The 17,537-nt window shown below is 51.8% G+C and carries 20 protein-coding genes; all 20 read right to left on the reverse strand.

From position 1 onward, the window contains the following. Nucleotides 1-62 precede the first annotated feature (62 nt). The 20 genes from D3P08_RS15375 to D3P08_RS15470 are packed head-to-tail and all read right to left on the reverse strand — an operon-like array spanning nt 63 to nt 17,514. On the reverse strand, nt 63-662 hold the full coding sequence (locus D3P08_RS15375; RefSeq protein ID WP_119600579.1) for a hypothetical protein: 600 nt from the start codon (nt 660-662) through the stop codon (nt 63-65). After that, the gene (locus tag D3P08_RS15380) at nt 655-1,248 is read right to left on the reverse strand and encodes a DUF6115 domain-containing protein (protein ID WP_119600580.1); all 594 of its coding nucleotides are present in this window, start codon (nt 1,246-1,248) and stop codon (nt 655-657) included. The genes D3P08_RS15375 and D3P08_RS15380 overlap by 8 nt, the downstream gene beginning before the upstream one ends. Before the next feature lie 43 nt (nt 1,249-1,291). Then, nucleotides 1,292-1,621 (reverse strand): hypothetical protein, encoded by a 330-nt coding sequence (locus tag D3P08_RS15385; protein ID WP_119600581.1) that lies wholly within the window; start codon nt 1,619-1,621, stop codon nt 1,292-1,294. A 30-nt stretch (nt 1,622-1,651) separates the two neighbouring features. Beyond that, nucleotides 1,652-3,058: a DUF342 domain-containing protein gene (locus D3P08_RS15390; protein WP_119600582.1), complete on the reverse strand. Its 1,407-nt coding sequence runs from the start codon at nt 3,056-3,058 to the stop codon at nt 1,652-1,654. Nucleotides 3,059-3,073: 15 nt separating this feature from the next. Then, nucleotides 3,074-3,859, reverse strand: coding sequence for a FliA/WhiG family RNA polymerase sigma factor (locus tag D3P08_RS15395; protein WP_119600583.1), 786 nt, complete (start codon nt 3,857-3,859; stop codon nt 3,074-3,076). A gap of 4 nt (nt 3,860-3,863) precedes the next feature. Further along, nucleotides 3,864-4,307 (reverse strand): hypothetical protein, encoded by a 444-nt coding sequence (locus D3P08_RS15400; protein ID WP_119600584.1) that lies wholly within the window; start codon nt 4,305-4,307, stop codon nt 3,864-3,866. Nucleotide 4,308: 1 nt separating this feature from the next. Beyond that, on the reverse strand, nt 4,309-4,800 hold the full coding sequence (locus tag D3P08_RS15405) for a chemotaxis protein CheD (RefSeq protein ID WP_119600585.1): 492 nt from the start codon (nt 4,798-4,800) through the stop codon (nt 4,309-4,311). After that, the gene (locus tag D3P08_RS15410; protein WP_119600586.1) at nt 4,797-5,417 is read right to left on the reverse strand and encodes a chemotaxis protein CheC; all 621 of its coding nucleotides are present in this window, start codon (nt 5,415-5,417) and stop codon (nt 4,797-4,799) included. Before D3P08_RS15410 ends, D3P08_RS15405 begins: the two co-directional genes overlap by 4 nt. Nucleotides 5,418-5,420: 3 nt before the next feature. Then, nucleotides 5,421-5,882 carry a chemotaxis protein CheW gene (locus D3P08_RS15415; RefSeq protein WP_119600587.1) on the reverse strand — a complete coding sequence of 154 codons (462 nt, stop codon included), beginning with the start codon at nt 5,880-5,882 and terminating at the stop codon, nt 5,421-5,423. A gap of 13 nt (nt 5,883-5,895) precedes the next feature. Continuing rightward, nucleotides 5,896-7,956, reverse strand: coding sequence for a chemotaxis protein CheA (locus tag D3P08_RS15420; protein WP_119600588.1), 2,061 nt, complete (start codon nt 7,954-7,956; stop codon nt 5,896-5,898). A 46-nt stretch (nt 7,957-8,002) separates the two neighbouring features. Beyond that, on the reverse strand, nt 8,003-9,352 hold the full coding sequence (locus D3P08_RS15425; RefSeq protein WP_119600589.1) for a chemotaxis-specific protein-glutamate methyltransferase CheB: 1,350 nt from the start codon (nt 9,350-9,352) through the stop codon (nt 8,003-8,005). A gap of 26 nt (nt 9,353-9,378) precedes the next feature. Then, nucleotides 9,379-10,248 (reverse strand): MinD/ParA family protein, encoded by an 870-nt coding sequence (locus D3P08_RS15430; protein WP_119600590.1) that lies wholly within the window; start codon nt 10,246-10,248, stop codon nt 9,379-9,381. Next, entirely contained in the window at nt 10,241-11,479 is a 1,239-nt protein-coding gene (gene flhF, locus D3P08_RS15435) for a flagellar biosynthesis GTPase FlhF (RefSeq protein WP_119600591.1), read from the reverse strand. Before flhF ends, D3P08_RS15430 begins: the two co-directional genes overlap by 8 nt. After that, on the reverse strand, nt 11,476-13,506 hold the full coding sequence (gene flhA / locus D3P08_RS15440; protein WP_119600592.1) for a flagellar biosynthesis protein FlhA: 2,031 nt from the start codon (nt 13,504-13,506) through the stop codon (nt 11,476-11,478). The genes flhF and flhA overlap by 4 nt, the downstream gene beginning before the upstream one ends. A gap of 38 nt (nt 13,507-13,544) precedes the next feature. Then, entirely contained in the window at nt 13,545-14,636 is a 1,092-nt protein-coding gene (flhB, locus tag D3P08_RS15445; protein ID WP_119600593.1) for a flagellar biosynthesis protein FlhB, read from the reverse strand. A gap of 12 nt (nt 14,637-14,648) precedes the next feature. Next, a complete protein-coding gene (gene fliR / locus D3P08_RS15450; protein WP_119600594.1) occupies nt 14,649-15,443 on the reverse strand; it encodes a flagellar biosynthetic protein FliR in 795 nt (264 codons plus the stop codon). Between the two features lie 11 nt (nt 15,444-15,454). Further along, on the reverse strand, nt 15,455-15,724 hold the full coding sequence (fliQ, locus tag D3P08_RS15455; protein ID WP_119600595.1) for a flagellar biosynthesis protein FliQ: 270 nt from the start codon (nt 15,722-15,724) through the stop codon (nt 15,455-15,457). 21 nt (nt 15,725-15,745) lie between these two features. Next, a complete protein-coding gene (fliP, locus tag D3P08_RS15460; RefSeq protein WP_420819039.1) occupies nt 15,746-16,453 on the reverse strand; it encodes a flagellar type III secretion system pore protein FliP in 708 nt (235 codons plus the stop codon). Between the two features lie 37 nt (nt 16,454-16,490). Further along, entirely contained in the window at nt 16,491-17,180 is a 690-nt protein-coding gene (locus D3P08_RS15465) for a flagellar biosynthetic protein FliO (RefSeq protein WP_162848495.1), read from the reverse strand. Then, entirely contained in the window at nt 17,152-17,514 is a 363-nt protein-coding gene (locus D3P08_RS15470; protein ID WP_119600598.1) for a response regulator, read from the reverse strand. Before D3P08_RS15470 ends, D3P08_RS15465 begins: the two co-directional genes overlap by 29 nt. Between the last annotated feature and the right edge of the window lie 23 nt (nt 17,515-17,537).

Here is a 17,537-nt window from a genome sequence, read left to right on the forward strand (position 1 = left end):
ATCATAGTTGGGCACGCGGTGCAAGAAAACATTCGAATATTTAAAACGGATAGTTCAAGCTTCTACTGCTGCTGTTCAGAAACCCGCTTTTCCGCTTCTTCCTTCGACAGCGGCTTGCTGGTAACGGCCGTGATGACAGCATCCACCCCGGCGCCCTCGGACATCGCAAAATACCCCGCGCGCGCTTTCAAATTGCCAGCCTGCATGCCCCGAACGAATGCACCGGCATCGCCTGCGCTTATGATACGATTCTCCGTCAATAAAGCCGCGATTTGAGCGAGCTTCATTCCAGGCTCGATCCGAATGAGCTTAAGCGCGCCTGATGCCGCTTCTCCCGTCTGCGCAGACGGATTGGCGGCATCTTCTTCTACTGGATTCGTTGTATGTGCTGCAGTCGGACTCGCGGCCGGCGCTTGCTCGGACTCCGCGGGCTCCGCTGCGCTGTCCGGCGTAGGCTGAAGCTGTTGCTCCGCTTCAGGGCTGCCAGACTGTTCAGGGGGAGCCGCCCCGTCCTGCTGTCCATTGTCCGGGCTCTCCAGCTGCCGGCCGATTTCTTTCAGGTTCTCCTGGCTATTCTGTCCCAAATAAAACAATTGCAGCAAGATTGCGCCAATCATAATGCCGATGCCGAGTCCAAGAAGGAACGGTCTTCTGTTAAGCATGAGCGGCCTCCTCCTGCTTGGACAATCCGATAATGAGCTGCACCTCGCCTTTATTCATGCCGAGACGTTTTGCAATCGCTTCGACAGACTTCCCTTCTCCGTACAGCTGGAACAACTCCGCGTATCTAGCGTGAATGGAGTCCGGGTTCTGCGTTTTTTCGGAATCCCCAAGCTTATCCGGCTCCGCTGATACCGCCAAACCCTCTTCGCTCGTTGAACCTGCACGCGCTCCAGCATCCGAAACCGCGTCTTTCGCAGGAGCATGCGCGGGATGGGACGCCGCGACAGCCGGTCTGACGATCGCCTCCTGCAGCAGCCTCTCCAGCTGGCCGCAACGCTCCTCCAGCAAAGAGATGCGCTGATCCTTCAGCTGCGCCTCCAGCTTGGCGTGCTGCTGTGTTTCGGATACCAATTGCAGAAGCTGCTCGTTGTCCTTCTCCATGTTTTCCATGAATTCATCCAAAGCAGTCTCCATATTGCGTACCGATTGCGAGGAATGCTCACTCTCCGGCTTCTTCTTTGGCATGATGAGCGCGGCTGCAATAACAACCGCTCCGACAAGTACGACGTTCAGCCATGGTTCCACCTGTAACACCTCGCTTTGTGCATGTAATCCTTATGTAAGCTGATTATAATTTCATATCAAAATGATGGCCCTTATAAGGGTGAGCCGGCTGTTCCGGCCCCGTGTCGGCGAGCTCGGTTGAATCAGGATGCCGTTTTCTGTCCTTTCCTTTATAAGGTTGTCCTCCGCGCTGATCCTGATTCGCGCGCACACCCAGCCTGGAGGATTGTTCCAGCGCTGCATTCTGGTGCCGCATTTCCTCTGTCTGCTTCGACGATTGGTTGGCCAACAGCGTTTGTTCCGCCGCAGGCCTTTGCACGGCTTGCTGATGCATCCCGCCAAATTCCTGCGTCCGAGGCACACTGATCTGCAGATCCAATGGTTTTAAAGTCACGCGGGCACGCTCCTTCCGGTCGTTGTCCACTTAAGGATGAAAAGGTATAAGGGCAATGTCGCCATCCATCAGACGGAAGGAGATGCGCTGCGCGCTGTCCTTCATAAATTTCGTGTATCGGCCGATAACCACTTTTGTGCCGCCGAATACGGTTCCGCTGACATTAACTTTGGAGCGGTCCGTATCTTCCAATAATTTTTCGATCTCCATCATGCGGGCTTTCGATTCGTCGATCAAGGCTACGGCTTGCCGTTTCGTCGCGCTTAGCTTGGCCCGCATCTCGAGCCGCTCATCGGACAACTGGCCTGCGGCAGCCAGCTGATCAAGCAGTGTCAACGCTTTCTCCGTTTTTTCCAGACTTTCTCGGGACTGCCTAATCGTCGTTCTTAGCGTCTGGAGCTCTTCTCGCAGCTCCGGATTGACGCCGACCTCGACTGCCGTCGCGGTGGACATCGCGTTGCCTAACGTGCGTACGGTAACGTGCTCGCCGGCTTGAATCGTTCCGCCGACGATTAAGCCCTTTGCGCCGGAACAAATGACATTTTTGCCCGCTTTGACGGTGGAATGCATAATACTCTGCGAGACGATAACATCCTCGCCGGCATACACGATCCCATCTTGAATGAACGAGCTTTTTACGTTGCGTCCCGCTTTTACGAAGCCCTTATTTCCCGCCATAATGCCGCTCGAAATTTCGATCGAGCCCTCCGATTCGAGCTCCGCCCCTTCTACGCCGCCGACGACCCGGATGTCGCCGGAAGCCCGCACGCGAAAGCCGCTCAACACATTGCCGCGGATGACGACTGTGCCTACAAAGTCAATATTTCCGACGCTGTAATCCACATCGCCGTTTACCTCATAAACAGGGAATACGTTAATTTTCCCTTTTTCGGTTAACGTGATCATCCCGTCGATCGCCGCGTACATCGCGTTTTGCTCGCCGTTCAACACAACGTTTTTTCCAACCTTGAACCGGGCGCGCTTACCGAGCTTAGGGGGGATCGTCTCACCGGTTACGGTTGTTCCGGCCGGTCCCGGAAGCGGCTCAATAAGCTCCGCGATTAATTGTCCGCGCTTAATGTTCTTGAGCTTGTTCACTTCCTTCAGGTCCACCTTGCCGTCTTGTCCCTCGGCCGGCTTATGCTCATTATCGTCCGGGTCGAACAAATATCGGACAGTTCCGTCCTTGCCGGGCTTCGGGTTATCGCCTTCCGCGATCAAGTTCTGTTCATTCATAAAAGCAAGCGGATTTTTGCAGATCTGTTCCAGCACATCGATTCGGAGTCCGTGGACAACACCCTTGCTGCGAATAAAATGCTCCAAATCGGAAGCCGAACATTTAAAATCGTCTGTAACTCGACTAAATGTAAGAAAGGCAGACAGCTTATCAGCTGAAGTTTGAATACGCAAGCAAGAGTCTAGTTGTAGGTTGTCCACCTTACTCCCCCCTCTCTAATGCTGCATGAGTTGTTCTTTATGTTTAGCCAAAGCTCCTCTCAACCGCAGAATGGCTTTTGAGTGAAGCTGGGAAATTCTCGAAGGTGACAGCGACATCACTTCCGCAATCTCGCTAAGGGACAATTCCTCGTAATAAAACAGAGAAACGACGGTTCTTTCCTTCTCTGTCAAGCGTTCAATACCTTTGGCTAGCTGTTCTTTCAAATAAAACTCATGGACCTTATGATCCGGGTTTTTGGCCTTATCGTCAACTAAAAGAGACATGCGGGTTTCCGATTCTTCCTCGCGAATCGGATCTTCCAGCGAACAAATTGTGGCAATCGAAATATCTTGAAGCATATTCGTGAATTCTTTTTCGCTTATTTGCAAATATTCACTGACCTCAGCGTCCGTGACCGAACGCATGTACTTTTGCTCCAGATGCTGGTAGGCATCCTCCACCCGTTTCGCTTTCTCGCGGACGGACCGCGGAACCCAATCGCCCTGCCTGAGGCCGTCGATAATCGCTCCGCGGATGCGCCAAGAAGCATACGTCTCGAATTGCAGCCCGCGCATGTAATCGAATTTCTCTATCGCATCGATTAATCCCATTACCCCGTTGCTTGCGAGATCGTCCTTCATCACGTTTTTCGGAAGGCCGATCGCCATTCGGTTGGTGACGTAATCAACGAGCGGCAAGTAATTTTCAATCAGCGTTTTTTTGGCCTCGAGGTCGCCATGCTCTTTCCAAGATTGCCACATCTGGATGTTAGTCAAATGAGGCGTTCGTAGCTCTGTCATCGACTCACTCTCCTGTCAGGTGACGTATGGCTTTCGCCAATTCTTCTGGTTGTTTGTTTGTGGAAGATACGAATTGTGGCGGCGAGAGCGGCTTAAACTCGGCTGCCGCTTCCTTCTGCCCGTCCGCGGGATTGCTCTCGTTACCGCCTTGCAGCTGCGCCTTCAGCAAATCGTTCAGCTCGCCCGCCTCATCCGGCGTTGTAACATCGAGCTGACTGCCCTTCTCCGTCTCCCCCTCCTCAGCTCCCGGCGGAAGAGGAATGGCCGGCGGGCGGAGAATCATCGCCAAGACGGCGCGAGCGGCGTAAGCCAGTATAAAAAACGATGCAAAAGCGTAAAACCCTCTGAGCATAACAACGGACAACGGATTGTTGCCGAAAGAGAAAAGCGCGGTAAGCGCCAATCCCAAAATGCCAAACGCCACATTCCATCGCCATGTTCCCAGCATGTTAAATCTCCTTTACTCCATACTGCACGCTTCTAATAACTAAAATACCCTTTTCGCTGTCAAACTCAATCGTTCTCCCGTAATTTCCTCCCGTATCCTGTGCCTTGATGGGAATGCCAAACTGATTGAGCATTTCGGTGCAAGACTCAACATTGCGGGGGCCAATCCGGAGTGTGTCGGATCCACCAAGCGCAAACATTTGAGCTCCTCCGGCCATTTTGGCCTCCATCCGTTCCACACGCGCCCCCGCCGCCTTCATGCGTTCCAGAAGCTCGGGTATGGCGGTATCCGCGTATTTCGCGATATTCATTTGCGATTCGCGGGCAATACTGGAGGAGGGCAGCATGACGTGAGCCATCCCTGCTACTTTGCATATCGGGTCAAAAAGCGTTAGTCCAACACAGGAGCCAAGCCCCGTCGTCTTCAATACAGCGCCATCGGCAGCGATATTGAGGTCCGCCATGCCCACCTTCACTAATAGTTGCCCGTTCATCCCAAATCGACTCCCAGTGCCTTAAATATTTTGTTAAATGAATCTGGATCGGGAATAAGGAAGAAGTGGCCCTCCAGCGATTGATAATCTTCAATAAATGTCGTCTCGATCAGCATGGCGGAATCGCCCATCTCTCCGTACTGCATCAGGCCGTAGCTTAGAATCGCGCCAGCCATGTCAAGCGCGATGGACGGAACAGACGGCACCATAGAAAGCTGAGTGAAATCCGCAAGCGACGATAGATAAGAGCCTGCCAAAATGTTGCCGATCTCGCATAAAGCGGAAAGCTCCAGCTCGGAGTATCCTTCATCTTCCACATGATTCATCGACATCAGCTGATTGAGCATGCGCTTGGCGGCTTCTTCTCCCAGAATAAAGAACATGTTGCCGGGCGCTTCGCCTTCTACCCGAAGGAAAACGGCCAGTACAATTTGCTCCGAGCCGCCGACTCTTTCGGCTACCTCTTCGAAAGGAAGCAGGCTTACCTTCGGGACACCCATGTCGACCGGCTTATCCAGCAGCTTCGACAACGCGGTTGCCGCATTGCCAGCCCCTATGTTGCCTACTTCCTTCAGCACATCCAGCTCAAACGCTTTAAACGAATCGAATAGACTCACTCGTTATACCTCGATCTGCTCAAGCTGAATAATTTCGTTTTTGTTCAGCACTTCCGACAGATTCAGCATTATGAGCAGGCGTCCTTCCCCGAGCTTAGCGATGCCTCGCAAATACTTAGCTTTAACGCCGCCCACAATTTCAGGAGGAGTATCGATATTGTCGGTGTCGATATCAATAACGTCATTCGCCGAATCGACGATAAAACCGACCTCCAAGTCGCCAACGGCAACAACGATAATGCGGGACTGCTCGGTCGGCTCCGTCTGCTCCAGGTTGAAACGGCCTCTAAGATCAATTACCGGCACGACTACGCCGCGCAAATTAATGACGCCTTTGATAAAGGCTGCAGTCTTTGGAACGCGGGTTATCGGCAGCATTCTTTCGATTGTGCGGACTTTATCGACTTCAATCCCATATTCCTCCGCGCCAAGCGCAAATACGATAACCTTTAACTCTTCTCCCATCGAAAAAACCCCCTTATTTGATAAGTGCGTTCGGATCAATAATTAACGCAACCTGACCGTCGCCCAGAATCGTAGCGCCGGAAACCGCATGGATGTTGGTCAAATATTTGCCTAATGTTTTTAGAACGATCTCGCTTTGGCCGATAAACTCGTCCACTAATACGGCAGCCAGCTTGTCCCCTTTGCGGATGACGATCATTTCGGTCTCCGACTCGGCCGCATCGTTGTAATCCGGGGATTCCAGCACCTGACTCAAGGAGACGACAGGAATGATCGAATCACGGAACTTCGTCATGTGCGTACCGTGAACGTTCAGGATGCTGCTTCGCTGCAGGATGCCCGTCTCCACAATCGAAGTAAGCGGAATCGCGTATTTCTCGGAGCCCAGCTTGATGAGCATCGCCGAAATAATCGACAGCGTAAGCGGCAGCTGAACCGAAAACTTAGTACCTTTTCCAAATTCAGATGTTACAACTACGTTACCGCCTAATGAAGTAATTTTATTTTTTACAACGTCGAGGCCAACGCCGCGTCCCGAAATATCGGAGATTTTATCCGCTGTACTGAAGCCCGGAGCAAAGATCAGCATATTAATTTCGTCGGGGGTCAGCTTCTTGCTCTCTTCCTCCGTAATTACGCCGTTTTTGATCGCTATGCTTGTAACTTTCTCTTGGTTAATGCCGGCTCCGTTATCCTCCACTTCAATGAAGACATGGTTGCCGCTGTGGAAGGCGCGCAGATGAATCGTTCCCGTCTCCGGTTTTCCCGCCGCAACCCGTTTTTCAATGGACTCGACGCCATGGTCGACGGAGTTGCGAAGCAGATGGACAAGCGGATCGCCAATCTCATCAATGACGGTGCGGTCTAGCTCCGTGTCCGCGCCTGAAATGACAAGATCGATTTTTTTGTCCAGCGATTTCGCGAGATCCCTAACCATACGAGGGAAACGGTTAAATACGGTATCAACAGGCACCATCCGCAGCTTCAGAACGATGTTTTGCAGATCCGAGCTGACTCTCGCCATATGCTCTACCGTTTCCGTCAAATCGGTGCGTTTTACTTCGCTGGCAAGCTGTTCAAGCCGAACGCGGTCGATCAACAGCTCGCTGAACAGATTCATCAACATATCGAGACGGTCGATATCGACACGAATCGTTCGCGATGCCGCAGCGCCTTGTCCTGCAGCTGCAGGTTTTTTTGTCTGCCCCGCATCCCCGCTTTCTTTTGCTGCCGAAGCCGCTTCCGATGGCTTTGGCGGCGCTTCGACCGCTGCGGCAGCCGGCGCGGCCGTAAGCGAAGCTAGCGATTCCGGATCAAGAGGCGTAACTTGTACGGAGGCGATTTCAGAAATGCCGGAGATTTGCTCGCGCAGCGTCTCCGCAGGCATTGTCGAAATTGTAAACACGGAGAAGGAACGGTCAAACTTTTCCTGCTCCAAATCTTGAACCGAAGGATCGGATTTCACGATTTCGCCGTTTTGCTCCAAAAGATTAAAAACCATATAAGCGCGGGCCGCTTTCAGCACGCAGTTCTCATCGACCGTGACCTGGACAAAATAAGGCTCATGACCGCTGTCCATCGATTGTTTCAGGATGGAGGACTGGAATTCGTCAAGCAGCGCAGACGACGAACTTGAGGTTGCTGCCGACTGCTTCGCCGCGCCTGCCGGCGCTGCCCCTTCCCCGTTTTTATAGTCGCTTTTCAGAATCGTCTGAAGCGATGCGACGATCGACGTTACGTCAGCCTTGCCGGTGCCGCCGCCTATGATATCCTGTACCATGGCCTCGAGGGCATCAAGGCCTTTGAACAGCGTATCGAAAATAAAGCTGTCCATCTTCAGTTTGCTGTTGCGCACCAGATCAAGCACGTTCTCCATTTCATGCGTTAAATGGGCCAAGTCCTCAAAGCCCATTGTCGCGGACATTCCTTTCAGCGTGTGAGCCGAGCGGAAGATCGCTTGCACAATGGTTAAATCCTCAGGGTCGTTTTCCAATTGGAGTAAATTTTCATTTAATGATTGCAAATGATCGTTTGATTCGTCGATAAACATGGACAAATACGCGTTCATATCCATTGTTCCGGCACCTCCTGTAGTATGATCCTTTACTTTCGATTCCTGCCTATATGAACACTGCGCTCACCAGCTTGGAAGCGATGCCCTGCAGCGGTAAAACGGTTTTGGCGGCGCCGCACTCAACAGCGGAGCGTGGCATGCCGTAAACAACACAGGTTTCTTCCGCTTCAGCGATGGTCGATGCCGCACCATGCTCGGCGAGAGACTTCATTCCTTTTGCGCCGTCACTGCCCATTCCCGTCATAATTACCGCATGTCTTTCCAGCTCCTTGAACGGAAGCAAGGATTCGAACATGACATCGACCGAAGGGCGATGACCGTTCCGCTGCGGCGCTTCTGTCAGCTGGATCGCGTAACCCGCGTTATCCCTTGCCAACTCCATGTGGTATCCGCCAGGCGCAATGTACACAAATCCCGTCGAAACGCGCATGCCCTGCTCCGCCTCCACCACTGTTAAAGCGCTGAAGCTGTCGAGCCGTTGAGCTAGCGATTTCGTAAACTTAGGAGGCATGTGCTGAACGATAAGTACGGGTGCCGGAAAATCCCCGGGCAGCGAGCATACGACTTCGTGCAGCGCTCGTGGTCCTCCCGTAGATGTCCCGATGGCGACGAGGTGCTTAAACGATGCCGCGCTTCCCGCCTTTTTGCCCCCGGCTGCCGGCGGCTTGACTGTACCCTGTTTAACCTCAGGCGGCTTTTGCTGATTCGCCGCCTTCGGTTTGATTTCGGTTTTTTTGTCCAAAAGGCCGGCCTTATCCTGCTTTACAGGTTTCGTGTTAGGGACGGCCGTCTTTGCAGCCAGCGGAGCTTTCGCTTTGGTTTTCAGCTCCCCAGACGGTTTATCCGGTGCTGTCGCAGGAGATGTAGTTCCCCTTGGTTTAAGTATTTTGCCATTTTGAGTCTCCGGCAGCTCATTCTTTGATGGCGTCTTCGGTCGATATTCGACCGGCTCCCTTGTTTGAACGGAAGCGGCTGCCTCAGCTTTGACGCCGCGCCGCGCCTGCACCGCGGCACGCAGCTTCTCGATTAACTGCTCGCCAACGGTCACAATATCGCCGGAAGCCGGACTCGTTGGCTTTCGGATAAAATCAAATGCGCCGTATTGCAGCGCTTTGATCGTATCGCGGGTGTTGTCCTCACTTATCCCCGACAACATAATAATGGGGGTCGGTGTCGCTTTCATGATGAGCTGAAGCGCCTCGATCCCATTCATCTTCGGCATCTCCAGATCCATTGTGATGACATCCGGCTTATGCTCTGCCGCGGCCGAAACCGCCTCGATCCCGTTGACAGCCGTAGCAGCTATAACAAATTGCTCATCTTGAAGGATAAGATCGCTTATTATTTTCCGCATAAATGCGGAGTCGTCCACAACAAGTACTCGATATGGCGCCAACCTAATCCCACCTCAATTCCAAAGGATTATCTTGTCAGTCTGAATAATTTGGTTAAAAATCCTTTGACACCGCCGCTCTCGCCATCTGCCTGCGGAATCTCCAAAAATTGTTTGGCGATCCGAGTCAGCGCGACAGCCGCTTCGCTGTCCGGAAATGCAATGATGAACGGGACTTGCCGCTTCACCGCTTTGGATACATGGGGGTCATCCGGCAAAATGCCAAGTGTCGGAATCTCGTAATGGAGAAAGCGGCTGGCTACTAAACTAATCTTCTCGGCCGTCTCTCTTCCTTCTCTATAATCGGATGCGCGGTTGACGACTAGCCGGAATGAAATGCTCATATCCATGGCCTTGACCATTTTGATCAGCGCGTACGCATCCGTTATCGAAGTAGGCTCCGGCGTCGTGACAACGATCGTCTCTTGCGCGGACGATATAAATTTGACCGTCTCCTTGGATAACCCCGCTCCCGTATCAAACAAAATATAGTCGTATTCCCCGTGGAGCTTTTCAATCTCGGCAGCGAACCGGTTCAGCTGATCCTCCGATAGCTCAAGCAAATCCTTAAAGCCGGAACCGCCTGCAATATAATGAAGTCCTTCAGGGCCGACGCTTATAATATCCCATATCGTTTTTTCATGCTTCAGCAAATGATAGAGACTGTATGGAGATGATTTGCCCATTAACACATCGATATTCGCCATCCCGATATCGGCGTCAAACACAAGCACCTTCTTCCCCAGCCTCTGAAGCGTGATCGCGAAGTTCAAGCTGAAGTTGGATTTGCCTACCCCGCCTTTGCCGCTTGTAACAGTGACGATTCGCGTATCCTTTCGGTCTGTGCGATGCTCTTGTTGTCTGATCAGATTGCGCAGCGCTTCAGCCTGGTCATTCATGCTCGCCGTCTCCTAACAGCTTATCCAGGTAAGCGTTCACCCGGAATCGCTCAATATCATCCGGCACATTCTGGCCGCTGGCCAAGTAGGTCGGATATAACTGATAGTTCAGGATCAAGTTCAATATGGCGCCGTAGACCGTTGTTTCGTCCAGCTTCGTAAAGAGCACTTTCCGTATGCCGTATTTGGTGAATCTTTCGGCGATGATGGACATATCCGCCGTTTTGCCCGTTAAGCTCATCACCAATATCGTCTCGTTCGGCTCATTGGAATGCAGAAGGCTGATCACTTCGGATACATGAAGCTCGCTTCGAAAGTTGCGCCCTGCGGTATCCATCAAAATGAGGTCGCGTCCTTCCAGCGCCTTGTAGGCCTTCGGAAGATCCATCGGCGAGAAAACGACCTCCATCGGAACGTTCAAAATATTCGCGTACGTGCGAAGCTGATCTACGGCTGCAATGCGATACGTATCGGATGTGATGAACCCGACTTTTTTGCCCCGCTTAATGGTCTGCTCGGCAGCCAGCTTTGCAATCGTCGTCGTTTTGCCTACGCCCGTCGGTCCGACAAAATGCACAACCCGAGCTTCGCTGCTGATTTGGGCGTCCTTGCAATACGGCTGAAGCCAGCCGGCCATCATGCTGCGAGCCTCCCGCCATAGCTCGTCCCTCTCAAAGCTGCGATTCTCATGCTGCTGCGCTTCTTGGAGCGCATCCATCAGTTTATTGATCCATTCGTCATCAAGCTCTTGCTGCTTAAGCCTGTCCTTCAGCTGAAGCATCTCCTCTGACAAATGATGCAGATCATTTTGCTGCTTCGTTAGCTTCACCATATATTCACGCAAATCGCGTATTTCATTAATAATGAACTGCTCGGTGTTCGATCGCCTCTCTTGGCTTTCAAACGTCCCGCGCGGCTCCTGCATGTGAGGAGGAGCAGGCGGCGGCTCCATGACCGTTGTGCTGCTTGCGCCGGATCGCTGAGCGGTTTGCAATATTTGCTCGACGACCGCGTGAACCTCTGGAGGCGCTTTACGTGCAGGCGGCTCCGGCTTTGGCGGATTCGATTCGACAGCCGCGATGACTTCCATTTTCTTTTTGCGGAACATGCCCATAAATCCGCCTACCTTAATCTCCTTCGTATCCAGGATAACGGCATCCTTGCCCAGATCCGTACGGATTTTGGTAACCGCCTCCGGCAACGCGTTAACCACGTAGCGTTTTACTCTCATAGATTCACCACCCCTACGCTTTGTACTTCAATAGAAGGCTCGAGCTCACTGTAGGACAGCACCGGCACTTCTTGCATCGTCCGCTCGATAATTTGCCGCAAATACATGCGAATCGTCGGTGACGCCAAGACGATCGGCTGCTGGCCGGATTGAAGCTGACGATTCACATGCTCGTTCAGCTTCTGATAAATTTGCTGGGTAGAAACCGGATCTAGCGCGATATAGCTGCCGTGCTCCGTCTGTTGGACGGATTCCGCGATTTTTTTCTCTAGCTGCGGGCCAACCGTAATGACGCGGAGCGTGTCTCCGCCCGGTGAGAACTGCTGCGTAATTTGTCGGGATAAGGATTGCCGCACATATTCGGTCAAAATATCGGGATCCTTTGTATAGTGGCCATGATCGGCCAGCGTTTCAAATATGGTAACCAAATCCCGAATCGAAACCTTCTCCTTGAGCAGCTTGGCCAAAACCTTTTGAACATCCCCGATCGTCAGAATCGAAGGGATAAGCTCCTCGATCAAGGCTGGATACGACTCCTTGACGTTCTCTACCAGCATCTTCGCTTCTTGGCGTCCGATCAGCTCATGCGCGTGGCGCTTGATTGTCTCGGTCAAATGCGTTGCAACAACGGAAGGCGGGTCAACGACGGTATACCCGGATAACTCCGCTCTTTCCTTCATCGCTTCGTCAATCCAGATGGCCGGCAGACCGAATGCAGGCTCCGTCGTCTCAATGCCGACGACCGATTCATCTTCGAAGCCGGGACTCATGGCCAAATAATGATTGAGGAGCAGATCGCCTCTGGCAACCGCGTTTCCTTTAATCTTAATGACATATTCATTCGGCTTTAATTGAATATTGTCTCTTATCCGAATGACGGGAACGACAAGTCCAAGCTCAAGCGCGCACTGCCTGCGGATCATAATGATGCGGTCCAATAAATCCCCGCCCTGCTGCGTATCCGCCAGCGGAATGAGGCCGTAACCGAATTCGAATTCGATCGGGTCCACTTGGAGCAGGCTGATGACGCTCTCCGGACTGCGGACCTCTTCGATTTGCTGCTCTTCCACCAGAAGCTCGTCTTGCTCCTGCTGCCTGACCAATCTCTTCTGCATCGTATACCCGCCAATTGCGAGGATGATCGCGAACGGCCAAGTGCTGAGGATACCGATAGGCGTCAAACCAAGCACGCCCACCGTGCCGGCAGCGACATACAGCATTTTTGGATAACGAAGCAGCTGGCCGGTAACGTCCTGAGACAGGTTTCCGTCAGAGGCCGCGCGCGTCACAATCAAGCCTGCCGCCGTCGAAATGAGCAGCGCGGGAATTTGCGCGACCAATCCGTCACCGATCGTAAGGATCGAGAACGTCTCCAATGCCTCTTGAAAGTCCATGCCATGCATGGCCATACCGACGATAAAACCGCCGATAAGGTTGATGATTAGAATAATAATGGTGGCGATGGCGTCGCCTTTTACGAACTTGCTCGCACCGTCCATCGCGCCGTAGAAGTCCGCTTCACGTTCGATCTTGGATCTGCGCTCTTTAGCCTGCTGTTCATTAATAAGACCGGAATTGAGATCCGCGTCGATACTCATCTGCTTGCCCGGCATCGCGTCGAGCGTAAATCGAGCCGCAACCTCGGCTACCCGTTCCGAGCCTTTCGTAATGACGATAAACTGCACAACGACAAGAATGAGGAAGACGATGAAGCCGATTACGACTTCGCCGCCGCCCACCCAGCTGCCGAACGTCGCGATAACCTCGCCCGCCTCGGCATGCGTCAAAATGCTTCGCGTCGTCGAGACGCTGAGCGCCAGACGGAATAGCGTCGTAATGAGCAAAAGCGACGGGAAGATGGAGAAGTCGAGCGCTTCTTTGGTGTTCATCGATACCAGCAGGATCATCAGCGCAATCGAGATATTTAGAATAAGCAGGATGTCGATTAGGAAGATCGGGACAGGAATAATCATCATGAGAACGATGCCGATGATCCCAAATATAATAAATAAATCTTTTGCTTTCATGATGGATTCCTCCTCCCTTTAAAAAAGCGCGCCGCGCTTTACTTTCTACGGCCCTTCAATTTATATACATAGGCCAAAACCTCAGCTACTGCCTGGAACAGGTCGGCCGGTATGGTATCCCCTATCTCGGCCCTGTCGTACAGCGCTCTGGCCAGCGGTTTGTTTTCCATCGTTATGACGCCGTTCTCCTTCGCGATCTCTCGGATTCGCAAGGCGACATGATCTGCGCCTTTCGCCAATATCTTCGGCGCTTCCATGCTGGCTGCGTCGTATTTCAAGGCAATCGCATAGTGTGTCGGGTTTGTGATGACGACGTCCGCTTTCGGAACGTCCTGCATCATGCGCTGCAGCGCCATCTTGCGCTGCCTCTCGCGGATGCGTCCTTTGATAAGGGGATCGCCTTCCGTTTTCTTATATTCATCTTTGATGTCCTGCTTCGACATTTTGAGGCTTTTTTCATGCTCGTACTTCTGATACATAAAATCAAGGAATGCCAGCACCGCAAGTACGGCGCCGACTTCAAGGCCAAGTTTAATCGTTAAGCTGGCCGTAAACGAGAACGTCGCTTCAAGCGGCATGCTCGAGAGCGTTAAAAGTCTGTCCCACTCGCCCACAATCGTCGAGTAGACCAGGACGCCGATAATCGTAACCTTCAATATGCTCTTCAAAAATTCAACAAGGCTTCGCATCGAAAAAATCCGTTTAAAGCCTTCAATCGGATTCAGCTTGCTCAGCTTTAGCTTGAGAGGCTCCCCCGTCAGTAAAAAACCGAATTGCATGACGTTGCCGACCACGCCAATGACCAATACGATGGCGAAAATTGGGAGCAACATAATCAGCATTTGCTGCGTAATATTAAGGAAAAGCTCCATCACATTTTCGGTCGTCAGCTCCATCGTGAGCCAATCCTGGAACAGGCCGCCGAACATCTCGTTAATACGCGCCTTGTAATAACCGCCTAACATGAGAAAGGAAGCGGAGACAAATAGTAAGATGAGTGCCGGGGACAAGTCGCTCGATTTCGCAACTTGACCTTTTTTCCTCGCTTCTTGGCGCTTCTTAGGCGTCGCTTTTTCGGTTTTCTCTTGGTTGAACAGCTGCAAGTCCAGCCTAAAGCGATACTTATGCACGTTCTTAGCCTCCTATTGTCCTTCAGGCGGACCCTGTACAATTCCGAACAGGCCTTCCAGCGAGTCGAACATAATGGAGAATAGCTTCTCGAATAACAACGCCATACTCGGCATCAGCAGAAAGACCAGGAACAGTCCAAGAATCAGCTTGAGCGGAACGCCGATGACGAACACGTTAAATTGCGGCGCGGTTTTGGTCAAAAACCCTAAACCCAGGTCTGTCAGAAACATCGCGACAACTAGAGGCGCCGCGATCTGAAGAGCCAGCAAAAACGTATTCCCGAATACCCGGGTCAAATATTCAGTTAAGCTCCCGCTTACCATGCGGCTGAACAGATCGTTGTCGAGCGGCATCCATTGGTAGCTGTTCATTAACCCCGTTAAGAGATAATGATGGCCGTTCATCATCAGGAATACGAGAAGCAGCAGCATGTACTTGAAATTGCCGAGCAGCGGCGCGGATACCCCCGTATGAGGATCCACCACGTTCGCCATCGCAAGTCCGATCTGCATATCCATGAGCGACCCTGCCGTCTGCACCGCGGCAAAAAACAGATAAACAACAAAACCCATCATCAATCCGATTAAGATTTCTCTCAGCACGATAAGCACATATTCCGCGTTCGGAACGATCGTTTGGCTCAAGCCGTAAGAGAAAAACACGATGAGGGATATAAAAAATCCTAACCCGATCTTAAACGTATTCGGCACCCCTCGCGAAGAAAAGACAGGCGCCACGACGAAAAATGCAGTAATTCGACAAAAAATAAGCAAAAAAATGGGGAAGCCTTCCACGATCGCGTTCATTCACTCACAACCTAACCGATATATTGATGAAGATTGTTCAGTAGATTGAAGGTAAAATCAACAATCGTATTCAGAATCCACGGTCCAAATACAATAATGGCCAAGAAGACGGCGACGATCTTCGGAACAAAAGCAAGCGTCTGCTCCTGAATTTGAGTGGTCGCCTGGAAAACGCTAATGATCAATCCGACAACCAATGCAAGAACAAGCATCGGGGCGCTGGCTTTTAAAACCGTATAGACTGCATCGCCGGCCAATCCGATGATAAAATCCGCGCTCATCGAATATCCCACCTGCTTTCATCATGTGTTGAAACTGAGCAGCAACGATTTCACAATCAAATACCAGCCGTCTACGAGCACGAAAAGCAGAAGCTTAAACGGCAGCGAAATCATGATCGGCGGCAGCATCATCATCCCCATCGCCATGAGCGTACTGGATACGATCATGTCGATCACTAGAAACGGGATAAAGATCATAAAGCCCATCTGGAATGCCGTTTTCAATTCGCTGATGGCATATGCCGGCACAAGGACGGTAAGCGGTATATCTTCAACCGTCTCAGGCTTCTCTGTCTTCGTATAATCCATAAATAGAAGCAAATCTTTCTCCCTCGTATGGGAGAACATAAACTTTTTCATCGGCACCGCCGCTTGATTCAGCGCTTCCGTCTGGGTTAATTCCCCTTTCAGATAGGGCTGAAGAGCAACCTCGTTGACTTGCCCGAAGGTCGGGGCCATGATGAACAAGGTTAAAAACAAAGCAAGGCCGATTAACACCTGATTCGGAGGCATCATCTGCGTACCGAGCGAGGTTCTGACAAAACCCAGTACGATGACGATACGCGTAAAGCTGGTCATCAGCACCAAAATCGCCGGCGCTATACTTAATACGGTAATGATCAGCAGCAGCGATAAAGCGCTTGTGCCGGGCTGGTCTCCTTCTCCTCCGCCAATATCAATCGATATGTCGGGCAGCGGTTCGGCGTAGGCTTGCGAATGCGCAAGCATGGAGAGCAGCAGGATAACGGCAAGTGACAGCCAAATTTTATTTCTTTTCATCATCCATCAACCGTTCATAGGATTTATGGTCTTGCAGCATTTCCTCCAGCTGCTGCTTGCGTTCCGTTTGCTTGCTCAGCTTGCTATTAAGCATCTGCTGGAAGGTATTAGGGTCGTTCCATTGCTCCCTGCCCGGTTCGTCTTGAGCGGAACGGCGATCCAGCCATTTCTTCACAAAGTCCGTCATGCTGAGCGGAGTCCACGCGTTTGAGGTTTGGGCATCTAACAAAGCGATCAAATGCTCTGCTTCCGCAGGATCGACGCAGCGATCAAGAAGCGTGATATCCTCTCCTACGCCAACGATATAGACGCGTCCCCCAATTTCCAGCACTTGCACGGATTTATTCTGCCCTAGCGCGACCCCGCCAAGCGATCGCATGGAACGGTTGCCGCCCCACAGTTGATTGCGTCTCGACAGCCATCTCAACGCAAACACAATGAGAACAATAACGATAGCAAGAGCAACCATAACCCACGCCAAACTGCCCAAGAAATCGGCGGGAGAAGTGCTTGGCACATAGTTCGGCTGCTCTCCGCCTGCGGCGCTGCCGCTGGAATCAGCAGCAGCAATTGCCGGCAAGATCGCAAATCCGATAAAGGTAAGTATCGCCGCGCGCATTCTAGGAATCAACATGGCGGTTGAACCGTTAGCCCAGCGTTTTCTTAATCGCTTCAATAACACGATCCGCTTGGAATGGTTTAACGATAAAGTCTTTCGCGCCCGCTTGAATCGCGTCGATAACCATCGCTTGCTGGCCCATCGCGGAGCACATAATGACTTTAGCGTTGCCGTCAATCTTTTTGATTTCCTTCAAAGCTGTAATACCGTCCATCTCAGGCATCGTAATATCCATTGTGATGAGGTCAGGCTTAAGTTCTTTATATTTTTCAACGGCTTGTGCGCCGTCTTGCGCTTCCCCTACTACTTCATATCCGTTTTTGGATAAAATATCACGAATCATCATGCGCATAAATGCAGCGTCGTCTACGATCAGAATGCGGTTTGCCATTTTCATTTCCTCCTAGGATGTTG

Source organism: Paenibacillus nanensis (genome assembly GCF_003583765.1).
Classification (GTDB): domain Bacteria; phylum Bacillota; class Bacilli; order Paenibacillales; family Paenibacillaceae; genus Pristimantibacillus; species Pristimantibacillus nanensis.